Annotated in this window: 4 protein-coding genes and 1 pseudogene; 2 read left to right on the top strand and 3 right to left on the bottom strand. The window is 35.9% G+C overall.

Annotated features, from left to right (window positions below; all coding sequences use genetic code 11):
- Positions 1 to 180: 180 nt before the first annotated feature.
- Positions 181 to 870, top strand: a complete 690-nt coding sequence (locus A8975_RS08780; RefSeq protein ID WP_134199868.1) for a hypothetical protein — start codon at positions 181 to 183, stop codon at positions 868 to 870.
- An 88-nt stretch (positions 871 to 958) separates the two neighbouring features.
- On the opposite strand, the gene A8975_RS08775 is transcribed toward A8975_RS08780, so the two are convergent.
- The 3 genes from A8975_RS08775 to A8975_RS08765 all read right to left on the bottom strand — a co-directional run bounded on the left by A8975_RS08775 (position 959) and on the right by A8975_RS08765 (position 9,672).
- On the bottom strand, positions 959 to 1,963 hold the full coding sequence (locus tag A8975_RS08775) for a PorP/SprF family type IX secretion system membrane protein (RefSeq protein WP_129761731.1): 1,005 nt from the start codon (positions 1,961 to 1,963) through the stop codon (positions 959 to 961).
- A 9-nt stretch (positions 1,964 to 1,972) separates the two neighbouring features.
- Positions 1,973 to 7,969 (bottom strand): PKD domain-containing protein, encoded by a 5,997-nt coding sequence (locus A8975_RS14715; protein WP_134199866.1) that lies wholly within the window; start codon positions 7,967 to 7,969, stop codon positions 1,973 to 1,975.
- 188 nt (positions 7,970 to 8,157) lie between these two features.
- A complete protein-coding gene (locus A8975_RS08765) occupies positions 8,158 to 9,672 on the bottom strand; it encodes a hypothetical protein (RefSeq protein WP_134199864.1) in 1,515 nt (504 codons plus the stop codon).
- Between the two features lie 476 nt (positions 9,673 to 10,148).
- Here A8975_RS08765 and A8975_RS08760 point away from each other — a divergent pair.
- A pseudogene (locus tag A8975_RS08760) lies at positions 10,149 to 12,692 on the top strand (hypothetical protein); the annotation flags it as partial.

The raw sequence follows: 12,692 nt of genomic DNA, 5'->3' as shown, positions 1-12,692 counted from the left end.
TCAGTTAGAAATAAATTTCATAACCTTATATCAACTAAGGTTTTATTACTAATTCTACAGCAAATGAAAAAAGATTATATAAAGCTGACTGGAAACACTTTGGAAAGTTTTTAGAAATGTTTTTCCTTTAATTTTCCCAGTGAAATCTTTAATTTTAACATTACTAATTACCAACACATTATGTTAAAAAATTTAATTATTGATGCTTTTAAAAAAGGGGAGGAACATTTAAAACATCAAGGCATTGCCTCACCTACCAACACTGCTATTTCAGAATTTTTATCTACTTTTCTGACTGATGATTTTAAAACACCAATTAGCTCAAAAACTTTAAGGAATTATTATAAAAGTGCACAAGACAGTTCTGAAAGAGATATAAGTATATCGCGCGCTGACGTCATTCAATCATTATGTGAATTTCTAAACTATGAGAGCTTTAAAGACTATTCTATACAACATGGCCTCAATGAAACGACATCCAATCGTTTTATTAAATCTAAAACGTATTGGGTAATTGGAGGTGTTGCTATTGGGTGTATTGTACTTCTCTTTCTATTTTTTTATAACAAAACTGAGCCAAGACTAATGGTATGGGATATAGACCACTATAAAGAAGTTAAACTTGATTTAGAACTATATGATTTAAAAGATTTAAAATACTACAAACAAGAACGTATCGATCATTTTAAAAAGGTTCTTCCGGATTGTAATTATGCTTTTTTTAATGATGATGGTAGTGTAAAAATTTGGTATGGAAAAAACCGTGCTAAACAATTAGAATATTTTACTGATTTGGGATTGCATCCTGAAACTGGTAAAACCCTAAAACCCATTACAAAATACATGATAAAAACTCATATTTGTGAATAGTCTAATCTTTTCTGAGTATCGCTATAAAAGGAAACCCCAAATTATAATTTGGGGTATTTATTTGATATACTAATTTATTTCTCAAGCATTATCTTTTTCTGCCTCTTTGGGTAGTACAACTACGACATCTTGATAAGTAGGTGACTGACAACTCATACACGCCATTTGTTCTTCCTATTTGAGATGTATTAAAATCGTACGATACTCCAAATCTAAAATCAGTGTACTCCAAACCAAAAAACGCGTTTACTGAAGTTAACAAATGACTATTAGAGCTACTTCCATTTGGGTTTGAAACCGCAGTAATTGCAGCTAAAAACTGATTGACCTGAAACATCGCACCTAAATCTAAACGATTGTACTCGCCTTGTTGCATGTAATTAGTTGTCATCATTATACTATAATCGTTTAAAAAGGGAAAACGATAAGTCGCATGAAGTGAATAAAAAATATCTAACGGAAGATTTTCACCTTGTACAAAAGAAATATTAGGTCTATTAAGATGCTTTACAGAAGCCCCAAACCAATAGGCGATTCCATTATGCTCTTCTTTTTCAAAAACAATTCCTGAAGAGATATCTAAAAAGAAGACGTTGTCATTATTTAATGCTAAAGGATCTACTGATGTTGAGCTTACTGTTCCTGTATTTATATTGATTTGGTCAGCAAGAGTTAGAGAACTAAACCTAAAGTCTTTAAAACCTGCTCCTACCTCAACTGCAGGTCTAAAATACCAACCTCCATTAAGGTTAACTCTATGCGCATAATTGGCATTGATTTGATGATGTGAATAATTGGTAAACGACTCGTGGTGTCTTAATCCACTGAGTCCAAAACCAAACCCTTGTCCTGAACCGTATTCTATAGATTTATTCCAAAAAAAGTACTGCGTGTTGATTTTTAAGTCCAAATTAGGCCATTGCGTTCTGTGTAACAGCCCTAAATGGGTTCGACCGTTATCTTCAAACCCTGAAAACGCAGGGTTTAAGGTTTCTTGCACAAAAAATGATTGTGTAAAAATAGGATCTTGTGCACGTGCAACATATCCAAATAAAAACAATAAAATAGTTAGTAGTGATTTTTTTATCCTCATTATAACGCTCTATTTAATAAATACAAATGCACCTTGTTTTGTAACCGTATCGCCATAAAATGTTTTGGCTGAAAAGGTGTAGTAATAGTTTCCGTTTTCGGCTTCTTCTTCTTTTACTTTTCCGTCCCAACCTCTAATATCATCTCCAGACTCTGAGTAGATAAGGCTTCCCCAAGTATCATATATGTTAATTTCTAAGGTGTTTAAGCCTACATAAACAGGTCCAAAATAATCGTTTAAAGTATCTTCATTAGGTGTAAATGCATTAGGCATTATAAGTTTATAACCAGGTTCAACAATAAGCGTTATTGTATGGGTGTATACACATCCAAACGGATAGGTTACTGTTTGCGTAACCACATAGTTTCCTACTTCTAAATAGGTATGTGTTGGATTTTCTTCAGCTGAAAAATTGCCATCTCCAAAATCCCACAGAATGCTCTCAAAATCGCCAGTTGCAGTATTTGTAAACTGTATAGGATCGCTAATAGCATACACTCCATAGTTTTCAAACCCAAAAGACGTAGTCTCGAATCCTGGGTTTCCTAAAACTGGGATGTCTACATCAAAACTATAATTGGTAGTACAACCCTGACTATCTACAACTTCTAAAAGCACTAGTCCGTTAATATCAGTAGTCATTAATTCATTGTTTGCTCCACTAACTGTACCGCTTGACCAATTGTATTGAAATGGTGGTACTCCTCCACTTGCCATAGCTACAAATGTTTGGTTAACAGTTTGTGCTTCACAATCTACATCAGACTGTGTTTCGACTTGCAACTCTAGAGGTTCAAACCTTGTTACGTCCCAGCTTCCTTGAACTTCGCAACCATTAACGTCAGTAACTACAACTGTGTAGGTATTTGGAGGTATGCTATCTAAATCTTCGGTAGTTGCACCATTAGACCACAACACATCAAATGGAGGTGTACCTCCTTGAATGAGTAAATTTATTGCACCACTGTTGGTATCATCACAATCAAGCGCATTAGTAATGTTGGCAGATAGTACCAAAGGATTGATATCAAAAATTGTAAAACTTTCTTGAATGACGCATGGTGTTCCGTCAGTAATAGTAACTGTATACGTCCCAGGTGCTAAATTATTACGCTCCACTCCTGCTGTTGGGTCGTCATTCCAATCGACCGTAACAGGGTCAATTCCTCCAACTAAATTTAAAGCTATACTTGCATCGTTTTCTCCTGCACAAGACATTTGAGTAACAACAGGGTCTATTAGAAAAACTGGAGCTTCTTCAATTTCTATCGGAACATCTCTTTGACAGTTTTCAGCATCAGTAATTGTAATGGTATAAATTCCTGCAGAAAGGTTTGTTTGACTATTACCTGTACCAAAATTACTCCAAGCGATGTCGTAAGGCGGAACACCTCCTGAAATGTTATTGATTGTAATTGATGCATTATTATCTCCATAGCACTCTATTTCGGTAGTTGTCACATCAATATTTATTTCATCATTTTGAATAATCGTAACTTCTAAAACAGCAATACAGTTAGAACTATCTGTAACCGTTACTGTATATAAACCAGCAAATAAAGTATCAATATCTTGGTTAGTACTCGCATAACCGTTTGGTCCAACCCAAGAAAAAGTATAGTCTGGTCGACCACCTGAAGCTTCAATTGTAATAGCACCTGTATTATCTCCAAAACACAACACATTGGTTTGGTCTAGTAAACTTACCGTTAACAAAGGAGGTTCATCAATAACAAACTCTTGAGTTATTGGTCCACAGCTATTACCATCGGTTACTGAAACTTCGTACACTCCAGGACCTAAATTTGTTACATCTTCATCCGTTGAAAAAGGACCTCCATTAAGCGTCCAGTTATAGGTGTAAGGCATTGTTCCTCCTGAAATATCAATACCTATTGACCCATCATTTGCACCAAAGCAAGATATTGTATCAGGATCAAAATTGACAGCACTAAACACAAGCTCATCTGGTTCAATAATTTCAAAAGTTTCGGTATAAGGACAACCTCCATCATCTTCTATGTTAAGCACATAAGTTCCTGCTTCTAGATTAAAAACATCTTCGTTAGTACTTGTAAATCCGTTAGGTCCTGACCAATCGATATTATAAGGATTTCCTGTTGAAAAAGGCACACCTCCAACAATATCAATTTCTATTGACGCATTATTAGACTCAAAGCAGGTATTATTAATAACTGTTGTAGTTACAGAAATTGAAGGATTTACAGTAACTATCACTTCAAAATTTGCTCCTACACAATTTCCTGAAATAGGCGTAACTGTATAAGTTACAGTAGAAGGATTAACTGTTGTGTTTTCTAAAAATTGTGTTATTGAAGCTACAGGCGTTAACTGCTCAGAAGCACCAACACTACTTCCTGCAGGAGTAACCGTTGGCGTAGACCAAGTATACATTGTATTTGCTGGTACTGTATCTCCATTGGTAGCATCTGGATTGTGTACAAACGCGTTACCACTACAAATTAACACTGTTGCATCGCTAATATCTGGTGTTTCGTTAACAGTAATTTCAGCAACTGCAGAAATCAACTCTGAACAACCACCTGAATTAAACGTTATAATACAGTAATAAAATGTGGTTCCCACAGAAGACACATCAGGTAAATAACTTGCTGTTGTTGCTCCTGCAATAGCTGTTCCTGTTGTGGTGTCATTAACTGTATTTTCATACCATTGGTATGTTGGAGTTCCTGTTCCGTCTACGTAAGCTACTTGAAGCGTTGCTGTTGTTTCTCCTAAGCATAATACATCAGACATTGGTTGAGTTGTAAATTGCGCGCCTGCACTAATTTCAACTTCAGCAGTATCACTTACTACCTCACAACCAGACACATCTTGCTGCACCACGCAGTAATAGTAAAACGTGCCTACAGTATCAACTGGTGGTGTGTAAGTGCTACTTGTTGCTCCTACAATTAGGGTTCCTCCTGTATTACTATTTACAGTATTTACATACCATTGATAACTCACTGTTCCTAAACCTCCATTAGCAACAACTTCTAAATTTTGTACACTGGTATTTTGACATAAACTTTGAGATGCAATAGGTTGCGTTGTTACTACAGGATCATCAACCACTACCACTTCTGCTACATCGCTTACCAAACCTGCACATCCACTTGCTGTAAACACAACCTCAACATAATAGTAATAATTTCCAGCTGTTGTATATGCTGGAGGTGTATAATTTGCCATTGTCGCACCTGCAATTGGTGTTCCTCCTGTTGTACTACTAGTAGTGTTACTAAACCATTGGTATGAAATTGTTCCTGTTCCTCCTGAAGTGACTACAGACAACTCATCTGCTAGACCACCAACACAAACAGATTGCGTAGCAATAGGCTCAACATCAATTTGAGAAGAATTAACTACTTCAACTAGAGCTGCATTAGACGTTATCTCATTACAACCACCAGTTGAAAACGTAATTACGACATAATAATACATCTCTCCAACAGTATCTGTTGGTGGTGTATATGTTGCTGAAGTTGCACCTGCAATAGGTGTTCCTGTTGTAGTATCGTTAACCGTATTTTGATACCATTGATAGTTTGGTGTTCCTGTTCCTTGAATGGTTACCGACAAATCATCAGGTGTTCCATTTAAACATACCGAATTTGGTATGGGTTGATCTGTGATTAATGGTGCAGGTTCTACTGTGATTTCAAAATCTACTGGAGCTCCATTACAACCATTAATATCAGGTGTTACTGTATAAATAAGAATGATTGGATTAGATGTGTTATTTACAAGTGTTTGAGCAGGAATTACATCGGAAGTTCCTGATGGCACATATCCTGTTAAACCTGCAGGATTATTTGATACCCAACTGTATGTTGTAGCACTATTATCAGACGTTAAGTTAATAGCTGCGGTTTCGACTCCAGAACAAATGGATTGCGTTAAATTGGTATTTGTAATTGTAGGTGTTTCATTAACCGAAAAATCTTGAGTTACTGTTGTTGTACCACAACTATTAGTAACACTGAATGTTATTGTGTAGTTACCTATTGTATTATAAGCAATGGTTCCTGGGTTAAGTGTATTGGACGTTGCAGGAACACCTCCAGGAAAGCTCCAACTGTAAGTGACCGTTTCAGATGCTGGAGCACAAGACACAACTGTTGCTACAGGATTTACAGAAGCTGTCCCACAACTATCAGTAACTGGATTTAAGGTCGCTGCTGGAGGTTGTTTAACTTCAACTATTTCAGATATTGTGCTACTTCCACAAGCATTAGTTGCAGTTAGTGTTATTGTATATATTCCTGCATTATCAAATTGGAACGATGGGTTTACAGAATTTTCGTCTGTACCATTAGTAAAACTCCAAGATTCAGTAGTACCACAGAAATCAGGTGTATAAGCTATTTCCCATAAATACGTTTCAGCACTACAAGTCATAGATGTATCTGTAGTATTAGTAGCAGCTACTATAAATGGAGCACAACCATTATTAGCATCTAATGTAAAGTCGGCTACTAGTTCTGGTTCTACACAAATGGTTTTAATTATTTCATCGGTTTCACCACAAAAATTTTCGGCATATAAGGTAATGTTAAAAGTTCCTGCTGCAGTGTAAGTGTGCGACGGATTTTCATCGGTAGACGTATTGCCATCTCCAAAATCCCAATAATACAGTGAGTTTGTGGTACAGTTTTGGTTATAACCTCCTGTGGTTAAATTAGTAAATTGAACAGGTACATCTACACAAGCAGGCGATTCAAATTCAAAATCTACATCAGGCTTACTTAATATAATAATTGGTCCTGCTGTTAAATCGGTTTGTCCGCAAGAGGTCACAATACTCAAAAAGACTGTATAGTTTGGACTTGGACAATTAGATTCAGTATAGGTATGTGGTATTGGATAATTTTGTGATGCAGCAGGATTTGAGGCATTATAATATGTAGATGCTTCTAACTGTGTTTGCGTGTAAGTAACTTGGGTGCCATCTCCATAATTAACATAGTATACAGTGTCTGGTGGGTTAATTCCCCAAGACCCAATAGCAAAATCTATTGGAGACACAGGCAAACAAAGGTTTACTGTATTTCCAGGAATTTCAATCGCTCCTACTGGATTACTTGAATTTTTAATTAAAATCGTTTCGGTATTTATACAGCCTGTATCGCTATAACCAGTAACAACCATATTAAAAGACCCTAACTCCAAATAAGTATGCGAAAGCGGAAACGTCACGTTAGTTTCTGTTGTGCCATCTCCCCAATCAATGTCATAAGATACGATACAGCTATCTGAAGGTGAGGTATTCCCAACGTTTACAGTATATTCAGGATCTGATGTGTTATTTCCACAATTATCAAAAGGTGGACTAAATTGTGCATCTAAATCTTCAAAACTCATATTAGGCTTTTGTTCAACACTAATGGTTTTAGAAATAGACGCTGTACATCCATTAGTATCGGTTACAGTAAGAGTTGCTGAAAAAGTAGAAAACCCACAACCTTCAGCTACATATTCGTGTGACGGATTTTGAGCAGTTGAAGAATCTCCATCTCCAAAAGCCCAATCGTAAGTATAAGGTCCATTTCCTGTTACATTAGGCGTAAATACAACTGGTGTTCCTGAGCAAGCTCCATTATTACTAAATGTAAAATCTACTGTAGGAGGTGTCCCGACAACTATAGTTACTGTGCCATTTTCGTTAGTTGCGTCTCCATTAGCATCAGTCACTGAGATTAACTCATAAACAAACGTTCCTGCTGTTGCTGTACTTGCATTAAGAGCTACCGAATTATTGCTACCAGTTGTAGAAACCGTTAAAGACGCTCCACCATTTATAGTATACGTAAAGGTATAAGGTGTAGTTCCATTAGAGCCTGTAAATGTAACTTGCGGATTAGGACTATCGTTAAGACACACGTCTGCATCTCCATCAATAGTAGCGTTTGGCATCATTGCATTGTTTAAACTAATTAAATCTTTATTGTACAGTGACTGAGTGAAAACGTCTTTATTCATATTAAAGACACTAAATAAACAACACACTATGCAAAGCGCTATTGCAAGTAAACGGAATGTATTTTTGTTCATAAGCAAATGATATTAAATGGCTTAGAAAAAATAAATGTAGTTAAATTCTTATTAAATTAACATTTGTTGTATATTAATTTTAAGTCAATTCAACACTTTGACTATAGGTTTAATTTTTAAATTCTCACAAAACGCTTTTCGGTATCGCTATATTCAAATTCATAAATATCATACTTACCATGATTAGAATCTTTTTCAAGCTTTTGGGCCACAATCATTTTATGTCCATCGCTTCTTAGGTTAATCATACCATGTCTTGTTAAGTAAGAATTAATCTCTTTATATTTTTTTGTAGCATCCTCTTTAAGCGCCTTTATGGCTTGTTCATTTTCGGGTGTATCAATAAAATTATTGAGTAAGTTTTCATAATCTTTTTGAGCTCGCTCCCATGTTTGGTATTTTAAAACCAGTTCTGGTATTGTAGCTGTTGAGAACTCTTTATTGGATCTAGCCAACTCAGTACTAAAAATCAAAGGTTTTTTACTATATCCTGTTTTTCCTATTGCACCTAAAGTATCAGGTCTTGGGTGACTATAGTTTTCATCGTCACCACTAGAGATTACAGTTCCTAATGCATTAACATGCTCTAAAAATTCATAATTGAACAAATGACTTCCATGATGGCACGCTTTTGCAATATCAACTTGAAGTTTATCAGACGCTTCATCACCCAAACATGTATTAATATACTCGCCAGCTTCTTCATTTATATCGCCACCTAATAGTACTTTGAGCTTTTTGTACTTTAGCTTTAATAATACTGAATGTCCGTTTTTGGTTTTTCCTTGACTACCAAAGTATGGCAATGCTTTTTTTCCGTCAATATTTGTAAGAATTGGACTTAACACTTCTAATGAAAAACTTGTATCAGAACCATCACCTACTATAAATCCGTCATTACTATTTAACCCTATAAACTCTGGGTCTTGTAGTTGATTGAGTGTTTTAAAAATAGTTTTACAATATTGCGAACCACTACCGCTTAAGTTTTCGTCATCACTCAATACACTTTTTACTTCATCATCTGAAAACAGCAACGTCGTTATGTAATCTTTACCATCAGAAAGTTCTTCTTTTTTGCCTAATTGAGTGTTCCAGCCTTTATCAATACGCTTTGGTCTTTGAACTATGCCACTGTGATAAATTTTATCAAACTCAACCGCTGGAGCTTCAAAAATTTGTGAAAACCCTAAAAAATGATCATTATCAGGATGGCTCAACAATGCTTTAAATTTAAAGGGCAACGCTGTGTTTTTATCTAAGTTAAATCGCCAATACAAATAGCGATACATATTATCGCCTTTACCAGCATCGATAAGATAATGTTCATCATTAGGAGTGATTAAATGACATCCATCGCCTTGACCTATATCTACAAAATTGACTTCTAGAACACGCTCTTTTTGAAGATCGTTAATGTGTATCCAACCTAATTTATTTCTTGATTTTACTTTAACATGATTATTAACAACTTCTAAATCGACTATACTTATATAATCACCAAAAAGAAGGTGCTGTGTCCATTTTCCATCTTCATTTTCATCAGGATAAATTTTCGCATCCGGAAACGCTGCAAAAGAATAATTGGAGTTATTTTTTACATTATACTTTGAAGTATCTAATTGAGCCATAATTAATATTTTAGAGTTAAAAAATGAAGTTAACTAAACTCCATGCTATTAACTCATCATTTAAAATGACTATTAGTATATAGGGAAGGGATTATAAATTTACAAAAATCTTTTTAAGCTCCTAGTTTTGCTATTAATTAAGTATTAAATTATCAAATCATGTTAGTATTTTAACTCTATTTCGCACTTTAATACAGCTTAACAAACCAACTCTATACTGCTGATTAACAATCAATTAAACTCATAACAATCATCGGGTAAAATTGCATTTTATCGAAGAATAGTTTTTCTCTATTTTTTTTAACAACCGTCAAAGTATAAATAAGCATTTCAACGAGTATTTTTCATGTAAGGCTATATTGACAATAAATTTGGGCATTCCCTTTTATTTATACAATTAATAGCTATTTAACAACTAAACAATTAGCCCCATTTATTAAAACAAAGACAAATAGTTTATACAAATTATAGCTAAAATGAAAAAATATTTACTTCGCATCATTGCAATTGTAATTGCTTTGATTTCTAATTTAAGCATTAGTCAATCCAACATATACGAGAGTTATTTAATACTAGATATCAACAGTGCTGGAAACACCTATTATAATTTACAGGCAAATACAGGAAACCAAGATTTTGATGGTTTAAATCTTGGAACTTTTACCTCATCAAATAGTTTAATACTTAATGGCGCTCAAAATCAAACTTATAAATGCTTTAGCGACAATATTTTAAATAGCTGGTTGGACTACAGGATTTATTTAATAAGTGATGCTCCTTCAGCTTTTATTCCTCACGAAATTTTATTTAACACTGATGACGGAACTTCTAATCATTGTGGCGGAAACAGTATAGATCAAACTTGGGAATCTTCAGGTGCTAATATTAATATTTTAAACGGATTACCTTCAGGTGATTATTACCTTGAAGTTTATACTAGGTCAGAATATGATACAAATAATGACAATATCCCTGATGGAACTCACTACGCTAGCAATGGAGGAGCTAACTACAGAGCTACTTTTAGGGCAGATAATCCGCCAACAGCTAACTGTAATACTACACTAACAGTTTATCTAGACGCTACAGGTAACGCATCAATAAACACTACTGATATCAATAATGGTTCTACTGATGACTTTGACACGCCTACTTTATCAATTGATGTCAACTCATTTGACTGTTCCAATATTGGAAGCCCTGTAATTGTTACCTTGACCGCTGAAGATTCTTTAGGTCAGACTGACACTTGCACTACAACAGTAACAGTTGTGGACACTATCAATCCTGACACACCTGCATTAACAGATATAACTGCTGAGTGTAATGCTACTGTTACAGCTCCAACAACAACTGATAATTGTGGTACTATCATAACAGGAACAACTTCTGACGCAACAACATTTAACACTCAAGGAACGTATACTATAACTTGGAATTTTGATGATGGTAATGGAAATGATATAGATGTTATACAAAACATAGAAATCGATGATGTTACTGCTCCTGTTCCTGATGTGGCGACGCTTGCTGATATGACGGATGAATGTGAAGTGACAGCTTTAACGCCTCCTTCAGCTACTGATAACTGTGGTGGCTATGTTACAGTAACACATAATGCGACTTTACCGATTACCACTCAAGGTACAACTGTAGTGACTTGGACTTATGATGATGGGAACGGAAACTCGTCTACCCAAACTCAAGATGTAGTTATAAATGATGTTACTGCTCCTGTTCCTGATGTAGCGACACTTGCTGATGTGACTGCTGAATGTGAAGTGACAGCTTTAACGCCTCCTTCAGCTACTGATAATTGTGGTGGTACTGTAACGGTAACTCATAATGCCACTTTACCAATCGCTACTCAAGGTACAACTGTGGTAACTTGGACTTATGACGATGGTAACGGAAATACGTCTACACAAACCCAAAACGTGGTTATTGATGATGTTACTGCTCCTGTTCCTGATGTGGCGACGCTTGCTGATGTAACGGATGAATGTGAAGTGACTGCTTTAACACCTCCTTCAGCTACTGATAATTGTGGTGGTACGGTAACTGTAACTCATGATGCCTCTTTACCAATTACTACTCAAGGTACAACTGTAGTGACTTGGACTTATGATGATGGTAACGGAAATACATCTACACAAACTCAAAACGTGATTATTGATGATGTTACTGCTCCTGTTCCTGATGTGGCGACGCTTGCTGATGTAACTGCTGAATGTGAAGTGACTGCTTTAACACCTCCTTCAGCTACTGATAACTGTGGTGGCTCTGTTACGGTAACGCATGATGCCACTTTACCAATTTCTACTCAAGGTACAACTGTTGTGACTTGGACTTATGATGATGGTAACGGAAATACATCTACACAAACTCAAAACGTGGTTATTGATGATATTACTGCTCCTATTCCTGATGTGGCGACGCTTGCTGATGTGACTGCTGAATGTGAAGTGACAGCTTTAACGCCTCCTTCAGCTACTGATAATTGTGGTGGTACTGTAACGGTAACTCATAATGCCACTTTACCAATCGCTACTCAAGGTACAACTGTGGTAACTTGGACTTATGACGATGGTAACGGAAATACATCTACACAAACCCAAAACGTGGTTATTGATGATGTTACTGCTCCTGTTCCTGATGTGGCGACGCTTGCTGATGTAACTGCTGAATGTGAAGTGACTTCTTTAACACCTCCTTCGGCTACTGATAACTGTGGTGGCTCTGTAACAGTAACACATAATGCGACTTTACCGATTACCACTCAAGGTACAACTGTAGTGACTTGGACTTATGATGATGGAAACGGAAATACATCTACTCAAACTCAAGATGTAGTTATAAATGATATTACTGCTCCTGTACCTGATGTGGCGACACTTGCCGATGTAACTGCTGAATGTGAAGTGACTACTTTAACGCCTCCTTCAGCTACTGACAACTGTGGTGGTACGGTAACTGTAACTCATGATGCCTCTTTACCAATCGCTACTCAAGGTACAACT

Source organism: Meridianimaribacter flavus (assembly GCF_004366715.1).
Lineage (GTDB): Bacteria > Bacteroidota > Bacteroidia > Flavobacteriales > Flavobacteriaceae > Gaetbulibacter_B > Gaetbulibacter_B jejuensis.
Note: the sequence above shows the minus strand (reverse complement) of the source record. Positions and strands in the feature narration are given on the sequence as shown.